19 protein-coding genes are annotated in these 18,558 nt (G+C 72.9%); 12 read left to right on the top strand and 7 right to left on the bottom strand.

What is annotated here, in order from left to right; all coding sequences use genetic code 11:
- Positions 1 to 325 (bottom strand): helix-turn-helix domain-containing protein (locus E1200_RS17955; RefSeq protein ID WP_207933406.1); only part of this gene is annotated, 325 nt, incomplete at its 3' end.
- 48 nt (positions 326 to 373) lie between these two features.
- Positions 374 to 1,174, bottom strand: a complete 801-nt coding sequence (locus E1200_RS17950) for an NAD(P)-binding domain-containing protein (protein ID WP_131953185.1) — start codon at positions 1,172 to 1,174, stop codon at positions 374 to 376.
- Positions 1,175 to 1,294: 120 nt separating this feature from the next.
- Between E1200_RS17950 and E1200_RS17945 the strand changes: the two genes are divergently transcribed.
- Positions 1,295 to 1,642, top strand: coding sequence for a VOC family protein (locus E1200_RS17945; RefSeq protein ID WP_131953184.1), 348 nt, complete (start codon positions 1,295 to 1,297; stop codon positions 1,640 to 1,642).
- An 86-nt stretch (positions 1,643 to 1,728) separates the two neighbouring features.
- The gene (locus tag E1200_RS17940) at positions 1,729 to 2,184 is read left to right on the top strand and encodes a nitroreductase family deazaflavin-dependent oxidoreductase (protein WP_243708647.1); all 456 of its coding nucleotides are present in this window, start codon (positions 1,729 to 1,731) and stop codon (positions 2,182 to 2,184) included.
- 6 nt (positions 2,185 to 2,190) lie between these two features.
- On the opposite strand, the gene E1200_RS17935 is transcribed toward E1200_RS17940, so the two are convergent.
- The 3 genes from E1200_RS17935 to E1200_RS17925 form a co-directional block, all read right to left on the bottom strand.
- A complete protein-coding gene (locus E1200_RS17935; RefSeq protein WP_131953183.1) occupies positions 2,191 to 3,063 on the bottom strand; it encodes an HAD-IB family hydrolase in 873 nt (290 codons plus the stop codon).
- Positions 3,064 to 3,077: 14 nt separating this feature from the next.
- Positions 3,078 to 3,260 carry a hypothetical protein gene (locus E1200_RS17930; RefSeq protein WP_131953182.1) on the bottom strand — a complete coding sequence of 61 codons (183 nt, stop codon included), beginning with the start codon at positions 3,258 to 3,260 and terminating at the stop codon, positions 3,078 to 3,080.
- A gap of 192 nt (positions 3,261 to 3,452) precedes the next feature.
- Positions 3,453 to 4,094 carry a sigma-70 family RNA polymerase sigma factor gene (locus E1200_RS17925; RefSeq protein ID WP_131953181.1) on the bottom strand — a complete coding sequence of 214 codons (642 nt, stop codon included), beginning with the start codon at positions 4,092 to 4,094 and terminating at the stop codon, positions 3,453 to 3,455.
- A 219-nt stretch (positions 4,095 to 4,313) separates the two neighbouring features.
- Between E1200_RS17925 and E1200_RS17920 the strand changes: the two genes are divergently transcribed.
- The 9 genes from E1200_RS17920 to E1200_RS17880 all read left to right on the top strand — a co-directional run bounded on the left by E1200_RS17920 (position 4,314) and on the right by E1200_RS17880 (position 14,318).
- Positions 4,314 to 5,579 carry an antibiotic biosynthesis monooxygenase gene (locus E1200_RS17920; RefSeq protein WP_131953180.1) on the top strand — a complete coding sequence of 422 codons (1,266 nt, stop codon included), beginning with the start codon at positions 4,314 to 4,316 and terminating at the stop codon, positions 5,577 to 5,579.
- A gap of 1 nt (position 5,580) precedes the next feature.
- Positions 5,581 to 5,859: a glutaredoxin family protein gene (locus E1200_RS17915; protein WP_131953179.1), complete on the top strand. Its 279-nt coding sequence runs from the start codon at positions 5,581 to 5,583 to the stop codon at positions 5,857 to 5,859.
- Positions 5,860 to 6,146: 287 nt separating this feature from the next.
- Positions 6,147 to 6,887, top strand: a complete 741-nt coding sequence (locus E1200_RS17910) for a redox-sensing transcriptional repressor Rex (RefSeq protein WP_131953178.1) — start codon at positions 6,147 to 6,149, stop codon at positions 6,885 to 6,887.
- 46 nt (positions 6,888 to 6,933) lie between these two features.
- On the top strand, positions 6,934 to 8,520 hold the full coding sequence (locus tag E1200_RS17905) for a glutamyl-tRNA reductase (RefSeq protein ID WP_131953177.1): 1,587 nt from the start codon (positions 6,934 to 6,936) through the stop codon (positions 8,518 to 8,520).
- Positions 8,521 to 8,590: 70 nt separating this feature from the next.
- The gene (hemC, locus tag E1200_RS17900; RefSeq protein WP_279484547.1) at positions 8,591 to 9,520 is read left to right on the top strand and encodes a hydroxymethylbilane synthase; all 930 of its coding nucleotides are present in this window, start codon (positions 8,591 to 8,593) and stop codon (positions 9,518 to 9,520) included.
- Between the two features lie 170 nt (positions 9,521 to 9,690).
- A complete protein-coding gene (locus E1200_RS17895; protein ID WP_131953187.1) occupies positions 9,691 to 11,211 on the top strand; it encodes a uroporphyrinogen-III synthase in 1,521 nt (506 codons plus the stop codon).
- Between the two features lie 83 nt (positions 11,212 to 11,294).
- Entirely contained in the window at positions 11,295 to 12,278 is a 984-nt protein-coding gene (gene hemB / locus E1200_RS17890) for a porphobilinogen synthase (protein WP_131953175.1), read from the top strand.
- Positions 12,279 to 12,295: 17 nt separating this feature from the next.
- A complete protein-coding gene (locus tag E1200_RS17885) occupies positions 12,296 to 13,498 on the top strand; it encodes an RNA-guided endonuclease TnpB family protein (RefSeq protein ID WP_131953174.1) in 1,203 nt (400 codons plus the stop codon).
- Between the two features lie 175 nt (positions 13,499 to 13,673).
- Positions 13,674 to 14,318 carry a bifunctional DNA primase/polymerase gene (locus tag E1200_RS17880; RefSeq protein ID WP_131953186.1) on the top strand — a complete coding sequence of 215 codons (645 nt, stop codon included), beginning with the start codon at positions 13,674 to 13,676 and terminating at the stop codon, positions 14,316 to 14,318.
- A gap of 52 nt (positions 14,319 to 14,370) precedes the next feature.
- Here E1200_RS17880 and E1200_RS17875 read toward each other — a convergent pair whose 3' ends face one another.
- Positions 14,371 to 16,086: a serine/threonine-protein kinase gene (locus tag E1200_RS17875; RefSeq protein ID WP_131953173.1), complete on the bottom strand. Its 1,716-nt coding sequence runs from the start codon at positions 16,084 to 16,086 to the stop codon at positions 14,371 to 14,373.
- 239 nt (positions 16,087 to 16,325) lie between these two features.
- On the opposite strand from E1200_RS17875, the gene hemL reads away from it, so the two are divergent.
- Positions 16,326 to 17,621, top strand: coding sequence for a glutamate-1-semialdehyde 2,1-aminomutase (gene hemL / locus E1200_RS17870; protein WP_131953172.1), 1,296 nt, complete (start codon positions 16,326 to 16,328; stop codon positions 17,619 to 17,621).
- A gap of 18 nt (positions 17,622 to 17,639) precedes the next feature.
- Here hemL and E1200_RS17865 read toward each other — a convergent pair.
- Positions 17,640 to 18,558 (bottom strand): dihydrodipicolinate synthase family protein (locus E1200_RS17865; RefSeq protein ID WP_207933405.1); only part of this gene is annotated, 919 nt, incomplete at its 5' end.

Raw genomic sequence — 18,558 nt, 5'->3', positions numbered from 1 at the left:
GGGTTAGGGCGAGGGTGGCCATGCGGTGTTCGGCCCAGGCGCCCAAGGGGGTGAGGGCCGCGTGTAGGGCGGCGCCTTCTTCGGTCAGTTCGTATTCGACTCGGGGTGGGGTCTCGTCGAAGACGGTGCGGCGGACGATTCCGTCCGCCTCAAGCTCGCGCAGTTGCTGGGTGAGCACCTTCTCGCTGACGCCGGGGAGGCTGCGGCGCAACTCGCCGAAGCGGTGGAGCCGCTCGTCCAGAGCCCACAGGATCAGCGCTTTCCATTTGCCGCCGACGACGTCCATCGCGGCGTCAAGGGCACAGATGTAGGGCGGGTTGCGCATTTGCCCGATGGTAGTCGCTATGCCCCGCCCTGCAGCTGTATGCCCTGGTCAGGCGGCCGCGCGGCGCATCTCCCAGAGTGCGGCGCGCAGGTGGCCGGTCAGGTCGCCCGGTACTCCCGCCTCCTGGGACGTGGAAATCATCGTCTCCAGGCCGGTCGCCTGCATCTCGGCGTTGGACTCGCCCGGGTCGGGTTCGGCGAACATGAGCGGGAGCATCTGCTTCATCCATGGGTGGAGCACCTCGCGTATGAACGTCCCCACGTCGCCGCCTTCCGCGTCGACCAGTGCCGTCGCGTGGCTCACCCCGGCGATCATGCCGTACATGCCGCTCAGCGCGCCCATGTCGTACAGCGCCGCGTAACCGTGGTCCTCGCCCACCCAGTGCGGACGGGCAAGGGACGCGAGCACGGGGGCCACGTGGTCGAACAGGTCGCGTGGGCCGCTGTAGAGGATGAAGGCTTCGTCCGTGCCTATCGCCGGAGGCACGGCCATGATGCCGCCGGCGAGGAAGCGCACCTCGTTCTTCGCGAGCCATCCGGCGAGTTCGCGTGCCTGCCGCGCTGAGCCGCTGGTGAGGTTGACAAGCGTCCTGCCGGTCAACTTCCCTATGGCCGGTGTCAGGGTTTCGCGGACACTGGCGTCGTCCAAGAGGCACGCGAGCGTCAGGTCACTTGTTTCGATCGCCTCCTCCAGGCTCGGCGCCTCCCGTGCACCGCGTGCGCGGAGGTCGCCCGCCTTACCTGGCGTGCGGTTCCAGATCGTCACCTCGTGGCCGGCCTTGAGGAGCGTGCTCGCGAGGGCGCGGCCCATGCTCCCCAGGCCGAGGACGCTGATTCGTTGCGTGTTCATGCATCCACTGTTCAGCGGGGCGCCGCAGACCACAAGAACGCACTTTGAGGTGCGTGATTACCTGAAGGTTAGGCACCTGGCCAGGCGAGATGGCCGGGACCTTTGCTATTGGAGTTGTCGATGACCATTCGCCGTGTGGTGCCCAACATCCAGTCTGAGGTCGTGCCGGAGAGCCGGGAGTTCTATGAGCTGCTGGGCTTCGAGGAGGTCATGAACATGGGGTGGGTCGTGACGCTCGCCTCCCCGGCCAATCCGACAGCGCAGATCAGCTTCTTCACGAGGGACGAGACCGCGCCGGTCAACGCCGACATGAGCGTCGAGGTCGACGACGTGGACGCGGTCTACGCGGCCATGCGGGACGGCGGTGCTGAGATCGTGCATCCCCTGCAGGACGAGGAGTGGGGAGTGCGACGGTTTTTCGTCCGCGACCCCAACGGCCGTGTGGTCAACGTGCTGGGCCACCGCTGACAAGGCCGGCAGGTCGGTCAGGAATGAAGAAGCCGCCTTGAACTGGGAACTCCTAGTTTACATCGACCGATCGGCGGAGGTAGACGGTGGCGCAGGGGCATAAGGAGAAGTCGGGCGGGCCGGGGGCGTTCTCGCGGTGGATGCAGCATCGGGCCAACGCGCGGATGATCCGCAAGGTCCGCAAGGGGCGCGGGTCAGTCATGGGGATGGACGTCCTGGTCCTGCACACCGTGGGCAAGCGCAGCGGCGAGCCTCGGGAGACGCCGGTCGCATGGTTCGCCGACGGGGACGACGCGCGGCTGATCGTGGCGTCGGGCGGCGGAGACCGGCACCCGGACTGGTTCGCCAATCTGATGGCGCACGCCGACCGGGCGTCCATGGAACTGCCCGGCGAGGAGGCCGTTCCGGTGGCGCCGCAGCGGCTCGAAGGCGCCGACCGGGAAGCGGCGTGGCAGCGCATCGCCGAAGCTCAGCCGCGCATCGCGAAGTACCAGAGCAAATCCGACCGGGAGTACCCGGTGGTGCGGCTGACGTCCCGGTGAGGGCGGTCAGGCGCGGTAGTGGCGGCGGAGGGCGACGCCGGCGGCGACCCCGCCCGCTACGGCGCCCGCGCCGGCCGCGACCGGCAGCGCGATCATCGTGACCCTGCGGCCGGTCCGGAAGTCGTGGACGGGCCAGCCGTGCTCCCTGGCGTGCGCGCGGAGCTCGGGGTCGGGGTTCACGGCGTGCGGGTGGCCGACGACGGTCAGCAGCGGCAGGTCGTTGATCGAGTCGCTGTAGGCGGCGCAGCGCGTCAGGTCCAGGCCCTCGCGCTGCGCGAGCGCGCGGACGGCCTCGGCCTTCGCGGGGCCGTGCAGCAGGTTCCCGACGAGCCGGCCCGTGTAGAGGCCGTCGCGGGTCTCGGCGACGGTGCCGAGCGCACCGGTCAGGCCGAGGCGGTGCGCGATCGTCCGGGCGACCTCGACGGGCGTGGCGGTGACGAGCCAGACCTGCTGGCCCTCGTCCAGGTGCTGGAGGGCGAGGGTCCGGGTGCCGTGCCAGATCCGGTCGGCCATGACCTCGTCGTAGATCTCCTCGCTCAACGAGACGATCTTGTCGACGCGCTGGCCGGCGACGAACGACAGCGCGGCCTCCTTCGCGCTGCCGATGTGCTCGGAGTTCTCGGTGCCGCGCAGCCGGAACGCAGCCTGCCCCCAGGCGAACATGGCGAGGTCGCGCATCGTGAACAGCTTGCGGGCGGCGAGGCCGCGCGCGAAGTAGTAGATGGACGCCCCGCGCATCATCGTGTTGTCGACGTCGAAGAACGCCGCCGCGGACGGATCGGGGTCCGGGAGCGGCTCGGGCTCGGTCGCCGCGGCCGCGGCGACCTCCCCGGCGCTCTTGTGATCTTCGTCCTTGGCGCGCTGCCAGAATCGCCGCATGGGGCCGAGCCTAGTCAACCCCCTTGTCCCAGACCGTCGTCCCGGCCGTGATTGGGACCGTCGTCACCCCGGCCGCTCGCGGCGGCGACGAGCCGCTCGCGCAGCCCGGCGCGGAACCTCGGGTCGGGGCCCGCGTCGCTCACCCGCAGCCGGGCCAGCGCGTTCCCCTGCTCGGCGATCTTCCCTCGCCCGGTCATCAACAGCCGCTCCCTTGCGGTATCCAGACGCGAACGCGCTCCTGCCCGCAAAACGATCGTGCGGCGGCGCGGGTTACGGCCCGGTGCAGAGTTTGATAGACCCTTCAATGATGCCCGCGGCGGGGGCCGCCGAAGCCTGCGGCGGGGCCGGGCACTACCCCTTCATGGGCGGCCCATGGGGTCCCCGGGAGGCTATCGCAGCAGGTCGGCCGGGAGCATCCGGGCCAGCGACCGGACGGCGCGGTACTGCAGAGCCTTGATCGCGCCCGGCTTCTTGTCCATGATCAGCGCGGTCTCCGCGACCGACAGCCCGTGCAGGAACCGCAGCACGACGCACTCCTGCTGCTCCGAGCCGAGCCGGCGGACGGCCTCCAGCAGCGTGCGGTTCGTCATCGAGTCAAGGACGGTGCGCTCCGGCCCCTCCTGGTGCCGGTCGGGCTCGACGAGTTCGGCGGTGCAGATCTCCAGCCGGTAGCGGCCGGACTTGAAGTGGTCGGCGACGAGGTTCCGCGCGATCGTCACCAGCCAGGCGCCGAAGTCCTTGCCCTGCCAGTGGAAGTCGCAGATCCGGCGCAGTGCGCGCAGGAACGTCTCGCTGGTGAGGTCCTCGGTCTGCGAGTGCGTCCCCACGCGGTAGTAGATGTAGCGGTAGACGAGCTCGACGTAGTGGTCGTAGAGGGACCCGAACGCCTCGGCGTCGCCGTCGCGGGCCCGCAGGACGAGGGCCTTGAGCACCTCGGCCCGGTCGTCGTCCCGGCCGGGGGCGCGGGCCGTGCCGTCCCGGAAGGGCCGGGGGAGCGGGAGCACCCCGGCGTCGAGGGTCAGGCTGCTCATGCAGTTCTCCTCGGGGCGGCGCGACCTCCGGCGTGATCTGCCACTCTAGATACCGATACGTACGCCAGGCAATGGTCCGTGCACAGGAATGGTTCGTGCATAGGTACGTGCAGCCGTACGTGCACGCGGGCGCCCCCGGGGCGGACGGCACGTCCGGGCGCATGGCGTTCACGTGAGCGGTTACCCGTCTTCCCCCGGCATCGGGCACCATGGGGCGCGATGTTCTCTGCTCTGCTCGCGCTCCTCGCGGCCCTCGGCGCCTTAACGGTCACAGGGCTGCTGATCCAGCGCGCCCATAAGGACCGGCTGCTCTACCTGATCGCGTGGTCGTTCACGCAGGTCGGGCTGTCGCTCGCGCTGCTGTCCATGGGCATCGGCCTCCTCGCCGGGTTCAACGGCCTGTTCTTCCGCGTCATGGAGCTCGGCGCCGCGCTGATCGCGCCGGTCTGGCTGGCCCTCGGCATGGTCGAGCTGATCGCGCGGTACGTGCAGGTCAGGTTCGCCGCGTGGCTGTTCGCGATCTCCTACACGGTCGTCGCGATCGTGATCCTGCTGCTGGACCCGCTCAAGGGCAAGCTCTCCAAGGACCTGCCCAAGCCCGGCGACACCTACGACGCGCTGCCGCTGCTGCTGATCGACGGCGCGCACGTCGTGGCCGTCCTGGCGCTGGCGGGGTGCACCGGGGTCACCGCGTGGCTGGCGAGCAAGCAGGACCAGGAGGCCGCCGAGCTGCTGATCCCCATCGCGCTGGTCGCGCTGGGCGGCGTCCTGGTGGTGAGCGGCAGCCGCGGGTTCCTGCCCGCGCCGCTCGCGGTGATCGCGCTCGGCGGGGCGGCCGGGCTGGTCTGGTACGGGGCGATGCGCACCATCCCGGTCTACGACGACGAGGACTATGACGACTACGGGGACGAGTACGGGGATGAGCCGGTGAGCGGATACGAAGAGCAGGGCTACCCGCCCGGACGGCACGAGCCCGTCCCGGCGCCGACCCCCGCACCGGACCGGCGGCGCGGCGAGCTGCGCTTCCCCGACCCGGCACCGCCCGAGGAGCCGCGCTTCCGGGACAACCCCGCCGGCCCCACGGCCGTGGACGGGGTCGGCGCCGCGCTCGGCGGCGTCCCGGCCGCCGACCAGGGCCGCACCGGCGGGCTGGCCGGGGCGTGCGGGCAGATCACCGTCTACACGCTGCTGGACGGCCGCGAGGACGCCTTCGACCGGCTCGCCGCCGAACTCGTCAAGGCCGCCCGCGCGCTGGAGCCGGAGACCGTGATCTTCGCCTGCCACGAGGTGGTCGGCGGCCCCACCCAGCGGATCTTCTACCAGCTCTTCCGGGACGACGCCGCGTTCGCCGCGCACCGCCGGCAGCCGCACCTGCAGCGGTTCCTGGCGGAGTCCCGCACGCACGTGCTGGCCACCAACGTGATCGAGCTGCGCCTCGGCGCCGCCAAGGTGCCGCTGCCGGCGCCGGAGTTCCCCGGGAGGTGACGTGACCGGTACGGAGCGGGCGCGGCCCGGCATCGTGATCACGCTGCTCGGCAAGCCCGGCTGCCATCTGTGCGACGACGCCCGCGCGGTGATCGAGCGGGTCGCGGGCGAGCTGGACGTGCCCTGGGAGGAGCGCGACATCACCCTCTCGGAGCAGGACACCGAGCAGTACTGGGAGCAGATCCCGGTCACGCTCATCAACGGCGTCCAGCACGACTTCTGGCGCGTCGACGAGGGCCGGCTCCGCGCCGCGATCGCGAAGCTGCGCGAACCGGCCTGACCGGCCGTACCGCCTGCCGCCGGCGGACGCTCCCGGAACCGGCGATTCGGGTGCCTGGTATGTCGAGTCGGTCACATCCCGTGGCGGTCCGTTGAACGCGGCGTACGCTGGAAAGCCCCTGATGGGCGGTGTTCTCGTGGTCGCGTGCGGGCCGGGCCGGAGCCCGCGGAAGCGGGGGTGACTTTGTGCGTCTGTTCACAAAAGCCTAACCTGATGGACAGCCCCGCGACGGTCCGGGGCCACGGGTCCGCGTCCCCGTGCCCAGCGACGAGCCCGAAGAGCAGGCCGTGACATCTCGACAGAACCGACCCCGCGACCGCGCGGGCCGCGGCATCCCCGAAGCCACCGTGGCGCGGCTGCCGGTGTACCTGCGCGCGCTCACCGCGCTGCAGGAGGGCGGCGTCGCCACCGTCTCCTCGGAGGAGCTGGCCGCGGCGGCGGGCGTGAACTCGGCCAAACTCCGCAAGGACCTCTCCCACCTGGGCTCGTATGGGACGCGCGGGGTTGGGTACGAGGTCGAGTACCTCGTCTACCAGATCTCCCGCGAGCTCGGCCTCACCCAGGACTGGGTGGTCGCCATCATCGGCGTCGGTAACCTGGGCCGGGCACTTGCCGGTTACGGCGGCTTCGCCTCGCGCGGCTTCCGCGTGGCGGGGCTGCTCGACGCGGACGAGAACATCGTCGGCCAGGAGATATCCGGGATGACGGTGGAGCACATCGACCGGCTGGAGGACATCATCGCCGACCACGGCGTCTCCATCGCCGTGATCGCGACCCCCGCGGGCTCCGCCCAGGGGGTCTGCGACCGGGTGGTGGCCGCGGGCGTGACCAGCGTGCTGAACTTCGCGCCGGTCGTCCTCTCGGTGCCGGAGGGCGTCGATGTGCGGAAGGTCGACCTGTCGATCGAACTGCAGATCCTTGCGTTCCACGAGCAGCGCAAGGCCGGGGGACCGGACGGTCTCGCCCCCCTCCAGGAGGGGGACGCACTTCCCGGTACGACTCAGTACGTAGAGACTGTAGAAGCATGATCGGGGCAGTCCGGCCGGAACACCAGGGAGATGCGGGAGAGGCCATATGAGCATTCTGGTCGTGGGACTCAGCCACCGGAGCGCACCGGTCGCGGTGCTGGAACGTGCCGCGGTGGCGGGAGACGACCTGGTCAAGCTGCTGCACGCCGTCCACAGGTCCGCGAACGTCGGTGAGACCGCCATCGTCTCGACGTGCAACCGCGTGGAGATCTACGCGGTGGTGGACAAGTTCCACGGCGGCGTCTCGGCGATCTCCGAACTGCTCGCCCTCCACTCCGGCATCCCGCTGGACGACCTGTCGCGGCATCTTTACGTCCACTACGAGGAGCGTGCCGTCCAGCACGTGTTCGCGGTGGCGAGCGGCCTGGAGTCGATGGTCGTCGGCGAGGGGCAGATCCTCGGGCAGATCCGGCAGGCGTTCCGGCTCGCCAAGGAGGAGGGCACGCTCGGCCGCGACCTGCACGACGTCCTGCAGAAGTCGCTGCGGGTGGGCAAGCGCGCCCACCACGAGACCGGCATCGACAAGGCGGGCGCGTCCCTGGTCAGCGTGGGCCTGGAGGTCGCCGCGCGGCACCTCGGGCCGCTGGACGGCGTGAGCGCCCTGGTCGTCGGGGCCGGTTCGATGAGTTCGCTGGCCGCGGCGACGCTGAGCCGTTGCGGCGCCGGCGAGGTCGTGGTGGCGAACCGCACCCACGAGCGGGCCGTGCGGCTCGCTGAGTCGCTGGACGTGCCGTCCCGGGCGGTCGAGCTGTCGCTGCTGGACGCCGCGATAGCCGAGGCCGACCTGGTGATCTCCTGCACCGGCGCGACCGGCGTCGTGCTGACCGCGGCGCAGCTCGCGGCGCGCGGCGTCGGCTCCGACGGGCGCAAGCGCTTCCTGCTCGACCTGGCGCTGCCGCACGACATCGAGCGGAGCGCCGGCGACCTGCCGGGCGTCCGGCTCGCCGGGCTGGACGACCTGCGCACCGAGGAGGAGGCGGCGCAGGCCATCGGCCCGGAGGCCGTCAAGGCCGTCCGGCGGATCGTGCGCCAGGAGGTCGAGGCGTTCCTCGGCGCGGCCCGCGCCGCCGCCGTCGCCCCGACGGTCGTCGCGCTGCGCAGCAAGGCCGCGGACGTCGTGGAGGCGGAGCTGAACCGGCTGGGCGGGCGGCTCCCGGAGATGGACGAGCGGGCCCGCCGGGAGATCGGCCAGACCGTCCGGCGCGTCGTGGACAAGCTGCTCCACGCGCCGACCGTGCGGGTGAAGGAGCTGGCGGCGGCGCCCGGCGGCGACTCCTACGCCGACGCGCTGCGCGAGCTGTTCGACCTGGACCCGAAGGCTCCGGAGGCGGTCGCCCACGCCGACATGGCCGAGGACGAACCCGCCGGCGCCTGGAACGCTTCGGCGCCCGCGGTTGACGCGGAGTGCGCCGAGGCCGATTGTGTGAGCACCCCTTCCCCGCCCAAGGCCGCGCGGGGCACCGGTGCCGGCGGCGCGGACGCGGCCGCGGACATGGACGACGTGAGCGTGCGGGACGTCAATGCCCACGGGCTGGCGGACGTGAGCGCGGAAACGGTGAACGCGCAGGCCGCGAGCGTCCGGGCGGTCAGCGCCCCCGGCGCCGCCGCGGCGCGCGAGGGGGACACGACGTGATCGACGTGATCGCGGGCGGCGCCGTCGCCGCCCGCCGAGAGCCGAGCGGAGCGAGCCATTGAGTCAGGGATTGAGCGGGCGGCCGGGCACCTCGGGGGGCCCGCTGCGGCTCGGGACCCGGAAGAGCCTGATGGCGACGACGCAGTCGCAGCGCGTCGCGGACCTGTTGACGGAGCGTACGGGGCACGCCGTCGAACTGGTGGGGGTGACCACCCAGGGCGATGTCTCCAAGGCCCTGCTCGCCCAGATCGGCGGGACCGGGGTCTTCGTCAACGCGCTCCGCGACAAGATCCTCTCCGGTGAGGTCGACTTCGCCGTGCATTCGCTGAAGGACCTGCCGACGTCGGAGACGCCGGGGATCGCGCTCGCCGCGACCCCGGCCCGCGACGACCCGCGGGACGCCCTGTGCGGCCCTGGGAAGCTCTCCGAGCTGCCGCAAGGGGCGCGGGTCGGCACCGGGTCGCCGCGCCGCGTCGCGCAGCTCCGGGCGCTGCGTCCCGATCTGGACGTCGTCCCGATCCGCGGCAACGCCGACACCCGGCTGGCGAAGGTCACCGACGGGGAGCTGGACGCCGTCGTGCTCGCGCACGCGGGCCTGCGGCGGATCGGGCGGGTCGAGGCGGTCGGCGAGGTCTTCGAGCCCGAGCAGATGCTGCCCGCGCCCGGCCAGGGCGCGCTCGCGCTGGAGTGCCGGTCCGACCGCACGGACCTCCTCGAACTGCTTGGAACGGTCGACGACGCCGCCACCAGGAGGGCCGTCACGGCCGAGCGGACGATCCTCGCCGTCCTTGAGGCGGGCTGCTCCGCCCCGGTGGGGACGTACGCTGCCGAAGTAGAAGAAGAACTGCACCTCACGGCCACCGTCGCCGCCTTCGACGGAAGCCGTCAGGTCAGGCTGTCCGCCAGCGGCCACCCGGATGCCGCCGAGCAGATCGGCCGCGACCTCGCGGCCCGGCTGCTCGCGCAGGGGGCCGACCAGTTGATGGGGGAGCGCGATTGAGCCCCGCCGCTAAGAGCACCGCCGCCAAGAAGACCGAGGCGCAGGGCACCGAGGCCACGGCCGAGGTCAGGGACGCCGAGGCCGAGGACGCGGCGGCCACGAGCGCCGAGGCCGCGGGCACCGGTGCGCCGAACACGCCCGCCGAGCTCGGCACCGTCTCGATCGTCGGGATGGGGCCGGGCGACCCGGGCCTGCTGACCCTGCGCGCCGCCGCCGAACTCGGGCGCGCCGACACCGTGATCGTGCACCGGGCCGGCTGCCCGGCGGAGATCCTCGCCCACTGCCGCGGCGACGTGGAGATCATCGACTCGGCGGAGGGCGACCCCGTCCGGCTCGCCGCGCGCGCCGCGAAGGCGGGGCGGCGGGTCGTCCGGCTGGTGAGCGGCGACCCGGGCCTCGGCTGCGGGCTGGCCGCCGAGGGGTCCGCGCTGGCCAAGGCCGGCGTCCCGTTCGAGGTCGTGCCGGGCGTGTCCGCGGTGACGGGCGTGCCGGGGTACGCGGGCATCCCGCTGACCGACGCCGACCACCGCGAGATCCGCGTCGTGGACGCCTCCGAGGGCGGCGTGGACTGGGAGCGGTTCGCCGCCCCCGACACCACCCTCGTCGTCCTGGGCGCGGAGAACGCGGTGGCCGAGGTGTGCAAGGGCCTGGTCGCCGCCGGCCGCCCCGACTCCACGCCCGCCGCGATGACGAGCCTCGGCACGACCACCGAGCAGGAGACCGTCGTGTCGACCCTGCAGAAGCTCGCGTCCGCCTCGAAGGGCATGGAGGCGCCCGCGCTGATCATCGTTGGCGACGTGGTCGGCTGGCGCGACAAGCTGTCCTGGTTCGAGACCAAGCCGCTGTTCGGGTGGCGGGTCCTCGTGCCGCGGACGAAGGAGCAGGCCGCGTCGCTGTCGGACCAGCTGCGCGGGTACGGGGCCGTCCCCGACGAGGTCCCGACGATCTCCGTCGAGCCGCCGCGCACCCCGCAGCAGATGGACCGCGCCGTGAAGGGCCTGGTCACCGGGCGGTACGAGTGGGTGGTGTTCACCTCCACCAACGCCGTCAAGGCCGTCCGGGAGAAGTTCGTCGACTACGGCCTCGACGCCCGCGCGTTCGCCGGGCTGAAGGTCGCCGCCGTCGGCGAGCAGACCGCCGCCGCGCTGGTGGAGTTCGGCGTCCAGCCCGACCTGACGCCGGCCGGGGAGCAGTCCGGCGAGGGCCTCGCGGCGGAGTGGCCGCCCTACGACGAGGACCTCGACCCGATCAACCGGGTGCTGCTGCCGCGCGCCGACATCGCCACCGACGTGCTCATCGCCAGGCTGACCGAGCTCGGCTGGGAGTGCGAGGACGTGACCGCCTACCGGACGGTCCGCGCCGCGCCGCCGCCCGCACCGATCCGCGAGGCGATCAAGGGCGGCGGGTTCGACGCGGTGCTGTTCACGTCGTCGTCCACGGTGAAGAACCTCATCGGGATCGCCGGCAAGCCGCACAACGTGACGGTGATCGCGGTGATCGGCCCGCAGACCGCGCGGACCGCGCGCGAGTACGGGCTGCGCGTGGACGTCATGGCGGACAAGCCGTCCGTATCGACCCTCGCGGCGGCGCTCGCGGAGTACGGTGCCAAGCGGCGGGCCGCGCAGATCGAGGCGGGCGACCCGCTCCGCAAGCCCAGCCAGATGCGCCGGGGCGCCCGGCGCCGCAGGTGACATCGCGCCGACGCGATGACACGGTAGGAACGACCATGCCGCCGGGGCGCGCCGGCGCGGAACACCCGAACCGGGAGAAGGACATGTCCGCACAGTTCCCCGTCGCCAGGCCGCGGCGGCTGCGCCGCACGCCCGCGCTGCGGCGCCTCGTCGCCGAGACTCGGCTCGCGCCCGCCGATCTCGTCCTGCCGATGTTCGTGAAGGAGGGCATCGGCGAGCCGCAGCCGGTCTCGTCGATGCCGGGCGTGTACCAGCACACCCGCGACAGCCTCCGCAAGGCCGCGCACGAGGCGGTGGAGGCCGGCGTCGGCGGAATCATCCTGTTCGGCGTCCCGGCGGAGAAGGACGGTGCGGGCTCGGCCGCCGACGACCCGGACGGCATCGTCCAGCTCGCGCTGCGCGACCTGAACGCCGACCTCGGCGACGCGACCGTCATCATGACGGACCTGTGCCTGGACGAGTACACCGACCACGGGCACTGCGGCGTGCTCACCGAGTCCGGCGAGATCGACAACGACGCGACGCTGGAGCGGTACGCGTCGATCGCGGTCGCGCAGGCCGAGGCGGGCACGGCCGTCGTCGGCCCGAGCGGCATGATGGACGGCCAGGTCGCCGCGATCCGCGCCGCGCTGGACGGCGCGGGCCACTCCGGCATCGCGGTCATGGCGTACTCGGCGAAGTACGCCTCGGCGTACTACGGCCCGTTCCGCGAGGCCGCCGAGTGCGCGCCGCGGTTCGGCGACCGCGCCAGCCACCAGCAGGACCCGGCGAACGTCGACGAGTCGCTGCGCGAGGTGCTCCTCGACCTCGACGAGGGCGCCGACATGGTCATGGTGAAGCCCGCCGGGGCCTACCTCGACGTCGTCCGCCGCGTCCGCGACACCGTGGACGTCCCCGTCGTCGCCTACCAGGTCAGCGGCGAGTACGCGATGATCGAGGCCGCCGCGGAGAAGGGCTGGATCGACCGCGAGCGCACGATCATGGAGTCCCTGCTGTCGATCCGCCGCGCCGGCGCCGACATAGCCCTCACGTACTGGGCCACCGAAGTCGCCCGCCGCCTGTCCTAGGACACTACCGTGGCGTCATGGCGACGCCACTGGGAGCGGGGGGTGCCGGGAACGCCCGGTACACCTTCCGGGTGCGGCTGTCGTCGACCGCCGAGCGGGCCCTGCTGGCCGAGTGGGACCGGTGCCGGTGGGTGTGGAACGAATGCGTCGCGCGGTCCAGGGCCGCGCACCGGGCCGGCGAGAGCTGCGGCCCGGCGCGGCTGGATGCGATGCTGACCGGCTGGCGCGCCGGCGAGCGGTGGCTGCGGGCAGGCGCGTCGGTGCCGCAGCAGCAGACCATCCGGGACTTCGCCAGGTCCCGGGCCAAGGCGCTCAAGGACATCGCCGCGGGCCTGCCGGTGCGGCGGCGGGCGGGGATGCCCCGGTTCAAGAAGCGTGGCCTGGCCGATCCGACGCTGAACTACACCCGCCGCGGGTTCCGCCTCAGGGACGGGCGGCTGCATCTGGCCGGGGGTATCGCGGTGAGGGTGGTGTGGTCGCGGGATCTGCCCGCCGGCCCGTCCTCGGTGCGGGTCTACCGCGATTCGCTCGGGCACTGGTACGCCTCCTTCGTCGTCGCGGCGCAGGTCGAGCCGCTGCCCGCCACCGGGCGGGTGATCGGCGTGGACTGGGGTGTGACCGAAACCGCGACCACCACCAGCGATGAGCACGACCTGCCGCACTCCGGGCACGGGGAGAAGGCCGCCGCGCGGCTGGCGCGCTACCAGCGGCAGATGGCCCGGCGCCGCGCATTCAAAGGCGGCAAGCAGACCAATGGGTACCGCAAAGCCCGGCGGCAGGCCGCCAAGGCGCATAAGAAGGTCGCGCGGCAGCGGACCGACGACGCCCGCAAATGGGCCAAGAAGGTCGCCCGCGACTTCGACGCGATCGCGGTGGAGGACTTCCGCCCCAGGTTCCTCGCCCGCTCCACGATGGCGCGCAAGGCCGCCGACGCCGCGGTCGGCGCCACGAAGAAGGCCCTGGTCGAGATGGGCCGCAAGCATGGCCGGGACGTCCGGCTGGTGGACCCGGCGTACACCACGATGGACTGCGGTGAGTGCGGTGCGAGAGCCAAGCATCGCCTGCCGCTGTCTGAACGCATCTATACCTGCACCGCGTGCGGAGCTTCCCGGTCCCGGGACAAGAACTCCGCGCGTGTGATGCTGGTCCGGGCGGGTCTGGACCCGGACGGTGTTGATGGCGCAAGACCTCCCGCCCCGCCGGGGCGGGAGGCTGCCTGAGCCGTGAATCCCCGCACTTCTCATGGCGGGAGGGGCCTCGAGACTCCCCTCCCTCAGGGAGGGGAGTAGTCAATTTCGGTCGTATGCGGGGGTTGCCGTGCCCCGGGGTTTGCGCGGCGGGCATCATCGTTAGTCAGGAACCCACGCTTCGACCTTTGGGTATTTGGGGGCGCAGATGCTGACGGTGTCGGGGAGCAGGCGGCAGAAGGCGGCGCGGGACCGGATGGCCTCGGCGGCGCGGCGGTACGCCGGGCTGGGCTGGCCGTCGTTCCCCGGGGCGCATCCGCCCAACGGCGGCGACCGGGCGTGCTCGTGCGACCGGATCGGGTGTCCCGACCCGGGCGCGCACCCGGTGTCGGCGGCCTGGGCGCACCAGGCCAGCGTGGACACCGGCGTCATCGACCGCTGGTGGGTGGAGCGCCCCCTCGCCAATATCATCCTGCCGACCGGCCGGGTGTTCGACGTGTTCGACGTCCCGGCCGCGGCGGGCGCCATCGCGCTCGACCGGATCGAGGACGCGGACCTCCCCGTCGGGCCCGTCGCGTCCTTCGGCGGGGACCGGCACCTGTTCTTCGTCGCGACGCGCGGCGCGCCGGTCGACGAGGACGAGTGGTGGTCCTGCCACCTGGACACCCTGCCGGAGGACGTCGCGGAGACGCCCGGAATGCGGTGGCACTGCCGCGACAGCTACGTGGTCGCGCCGCCGTCCGTGCTGCCGCACGGGCGCGAGGTCGGCTGGCTGCGGCCGCCGGCCCGCGGCCCGCTGCCCGACCCGCTGCGGCTGCTGGAGGTCCTCGCCGACAGCTGCGAGGCCGCCTGACCGGGCAGCCGGATCAGGCAGCCGGACCAGACCGCCTGGTCAGACCGCCTGGTCAGGCCGCCTGCGGGGCCTTGATGGGCGGCTTGCGGCCCCACTTGGAGTACGAGCCGCGCATCATCTGGTTGCGGCCGTCCTCGGCGCCGGCGCGGACCCAGAACCCGGTCGGCCGGTAGCCCGGGTCGACCTTGATCGCGAAGGCGATCTGCTGGGCGCCGGTCGCCTGCGCCATCTGCGCGTAGACCGGGCCGATGCCGGGCTCCGCCGCGAGCTTCGCCGCCGGGGCCTCGCCCTCGTAGATCGTTCCCGTCTCGCTGGTCTCGCCCTTGGCGAGCTTGGTCGCCGACCGCAGCAGCGCAGTCAGGTTCGCCACCGAGGTGCCCTGGCGGACCTGGTCGGCCGCCGCCGGGTAGCCGCGCCCGCCGAGCGCCGACGCCTTCCACTGCCGTCCCACGCGCACGTAGAGCCGGTCCTCGACGATGTAGGCGCGCACCGGCTTGCGCGCGGCGCCGGTCGCCGCGAGCGTCAGCGAGTAGGACGCCTCCCCGCCCTGCGCCAGGCCGAACGTCCCCTTGGCGGTCGCGGGGAAGCCGCAGCAGCCCGTCTGCCGGTAGCTGAACAGGGCGCCGGGGGCCTGCGCGACGGCCTGGTCGATCTGCGCGATGAGCGGCGCCGGGTCCACGCCGCCGACGGGCAGCGAGGGCTGCGGCGTGCTGCTCTGCGCCGGTGCCGGTTCGGGCGGCGGGCCGTCGTCGCCGCGCAGCAGCGTCATGGCGCTCGCGCCGGCGCCGGCGATCACCAGGACGGCGACGGCCGCGAGGATCCAGCGTCCCCGGGACCCGCCGCCACCGGACTGCTTGCCCGCGACGATCGGGTTGCGGCCGCTGGCGCGGGCCGGCTTCGGCTTCGGCGGCTCCGGGTGCGCCGCCGCCTGCGCGGCGAGCTCGGTGAGCCGGCCGCGGCCCTGCGCCTCCCACGACGGGCCGTACGCGGAGACGGCCGCGTCCTCCAGCGCGCCGAGGAAGTCGGCGACGGACCGCGGACGCTGCGCCGGGTCCTTGGCGAGGCCCTTGTGGATCAGGTCGCGCAGCGGCCCGGGGACCTCCTCGGCGGGCACCGGCGCCTCGCGGTGCAGCCGCGCCATGTTCCGCCCGGCGTACGGGGGGCGCCCGGTGAGGCTCTCGTAGAAGATCGCGGTGGCGGCGTACAGGTCGGTGGCGACGGTGGCGGGCGCGCCGTCCCACAGCTCGGGCGCCGCGTACGGCGGAGCGGACTGCGCCTCGGTGCCCGCGGGCGACGTGGCGAAGTCGGTGACCCGCGCGTTGCCGTCCGCGTCGATCAGGATGTTCGCCGGGCGGAGCGCACCGTGCACGACGTCCTGGTCGTGCGCCGCGGCGAGGCCGAGGAGCGTGCCGCCGAGCATCGACAGGGCGGCCAGGGGGCCGGTGGGGCCCTGCGCGGCGAGGACGCGGCGCAGGCTGACGCCCTCGGCGTACTGCATCACGATCGCGGCGCCGTCCGGGGTCTCCACGAAGTCGTACAGGTCGACCACGTTGGGGTCCTCGATCTGCGACAGGCTCCGCGCGGCGGCGCGGTACGCCGCGAGGAACGCCTCGTCGCCGGCGAGCGCGCCGTCCAGGTACTTGATCGCGACCTTTGTGCTGGTCAGGTCGTCGGTCGCCAGCATCACCCGGCCCGAGGCGCCGCCGCCGAGCTCCCGGTCGTGGGTGAAACCCGGGACCGTCCAGCCGTCAACCACGTTGAAAGCCATCCCTCCGATACGGCCTGGCAGATGAGTACGGCCGGTGAGTACAGCCGGTGAGTGCGGGAGGCGCCGTGCGACGGTGTGCGAGACAGGGCGCCGATGTCGTACTTGGTGGAATATCGGCCCGTACCGTGCGAGGTCAAGGCAAGTCGCCGAACTGCAACGGACGGACTCCTCTTTTCGTGGCCGGGGACGCACCGGCGGGGGCGCGCGGCGGCCCGGACGGGAGTGGTTCACTGGACCGCGTGACTGGTATTGAGCGCTCGCAGCAGTTGTTCGACCGCGCCGCCGGGCTCGTGCCCGGGGGCGTCAACTCGCCGGTGCGGGCCTTCGGCGCCGTGGGCGGCACGCCCCGCTTCATGGCGGCGGGGCGCGGGCCGTACCTGACGGACGCCGACGGCAACGAGTACGTCGACCTGGTGTGCTCGTGGGGCCCGATGATCCTCGGCCACGCGCACCCGGCCGTCGTCGAGGCGGTGCGGGACGCGGCGGGCCGCGGCACCTCCTACGGGGCGCCGACGCCGGGCGAGGTGGAGCTCGCCGAGGAGATCGTGGCGCGCACGCCGGTGGAGAAGGTCCGGCTGGTCAACTCGGGCACCGAGGCGACGATGTCGGCGATCCGGCTGGCGCGCGGTTTCACCGGGCGCACCAAGATCTTGAAGTTCGCCGGCTGCTACCACGGGCACGTGGACGCGCTGCTCGCCGCGGCGGGCTCCGGCGTCGCGACGTTCGGCCTGCCCGACACGCCGGGCGTGACGGGCGCGACGACCGCCGACACGCTGATCCTGCCCTACAACGACGTCACGGCGGTGGAGACGGCGTTCCACGAGCACGGCACCGACATCGCCTGCGTCATCACCGAGGCGGTGCCGTGCAACATGGGCGTGGTGCCGCCGCTGGCCGACTTCAACGCGCTGCTGAAGCGGCTGTGCGAGCGGTACGGCGCGCTGCTGGTGATCGACGAGGTCCTCACCGGGTTCCGGGCGTCGCGGTCCGGCTGGTACGGGATCGAGGGCGTGGCCGGCGACCTGATGACGTTCGGGAAGGTCATGGGCGGCGGGCTGCCCGCCGCCGCGTTCGGCGGCCGCGCCGACGTCATGGACCGGCTCGCCCCCGCCGGCCCCGTCTACCAGGCGGGCACCCTGTCGGGGAACCCGCTCGCCACCGCCGCCGGGCTCGCCACGCTCCGCAACGCCACCGACGAGGTGTACGCGTCGATCGACCGCGCGGCGGAGCTCGTGTCGAAGGCCGCGTCGGACGAGCTGACCCGGGCGGGCGTCCCCCACTCGGCGCAGCACGCCGGCAACCTGTTTTCCATCTTCTTCACCGACGGCGCGGTCGGGGACTTCGCAGCGGCGCAGCACCAGGACACCAAGGCGTACGCGGCGTTCTTCCACGCCGCCCTGGAACGCGGCGTCTACCTGCCGCCGTCGGCCTTTGAGGTGTGGTTCCTGTCGGCGGCGCATGATGAGGAAGCTCTGGGACGTGTCCTGGACGCCCTCCCGCACGCAGCCCGAGCCGCGGCCCGCGCAACGTCCTGAAAGGCGTTCTGCGTCGTCCTAAACGCCTTCCAGGGTGAGGGCAGGGAGCGCGCGGAGTGCCGCCATGGCCGCGGAGACCGATCCGGGCTCCGCGGCCCGCAGCGGAGCGCGCACCGCGGGGTCGTCGATCACGCCCGCCTCGGCGAGGCACGCCTTGAGGACGGCCGGGGCCGGTTCGCTGTACAGCGCCTCCGCCAGCGGGAACAGCGCGTTGTGGAGCGCCAGCCCGCGGGCCGCGTCGCCGTCGCGGGCCGCGCCGGCCAGCGCGGCGTAGGCGGCCGGCGCGAGGCAGGCCGACGCGGCGACGGCTCCGGCCGCGCCGAGCTGCAGCATCGGGTACAGGTACGCGTCGTCGCCGGCCAGGATCGCCTTGCCCGTCCCGGCCGCCAGCACGGCGAGGGTGTCGTGGTCGATGGCGCCCGCGCAGTGCTTCATCCCGGCGACGCAGCCCAGGGACAGCAGCCGCACGAGCGTCTCCGCCGACAGGTGCTTTCCCGTCCGGTACGGGATGTTGTACGGGAGGACCGGCACGTCCACGGCGTCGCCGATCGCCGCGAAGTGGTCGAGGACGGCCTCGTCCGACGGGCGCAGGTAGTAGGGGACGACGACGAGCAGCGCGTCGGCCAGCGGGGCCCGTTCGCGGGCCTGCCGGATCGACTCGGCGGTGGACATCGTCCCGGCGCCCGCGATCAGCGGTGTGCCGTGCTCGATCGACACGGCCCGGCACACCTCCAGCACGGTGTGCTGCTCGGCGGGGCTCAGCATGGCGGCCTCGCCGGTCGTGCCGAGCGCCACCAGTCCGTCCGCGCCGTTGCGCAGGCAGTGGACGGCGAGCCGTTCGAGCGACGCGACGTCCACCTGGCCTGACGGGGTGAACGGCGTCACCAGCGGTGCGTAGATGCCCTGCACGGTCGTCACCTCGTTTCGGCGAGTTGGG

Source organism: Actinomadura sp. GC306 (assembly GCF_004348665.1).
In the GTDB taxonomy this organism is placed as follows: domain Bacteria; phylum Actinomycetota; class Actinomycetes; order Streptosporangiales; family Streptosporangiaceae; genus Spirillospora.
This window is presented reverse-complemented; position numbering and strand designations above follow the sequence as displayed.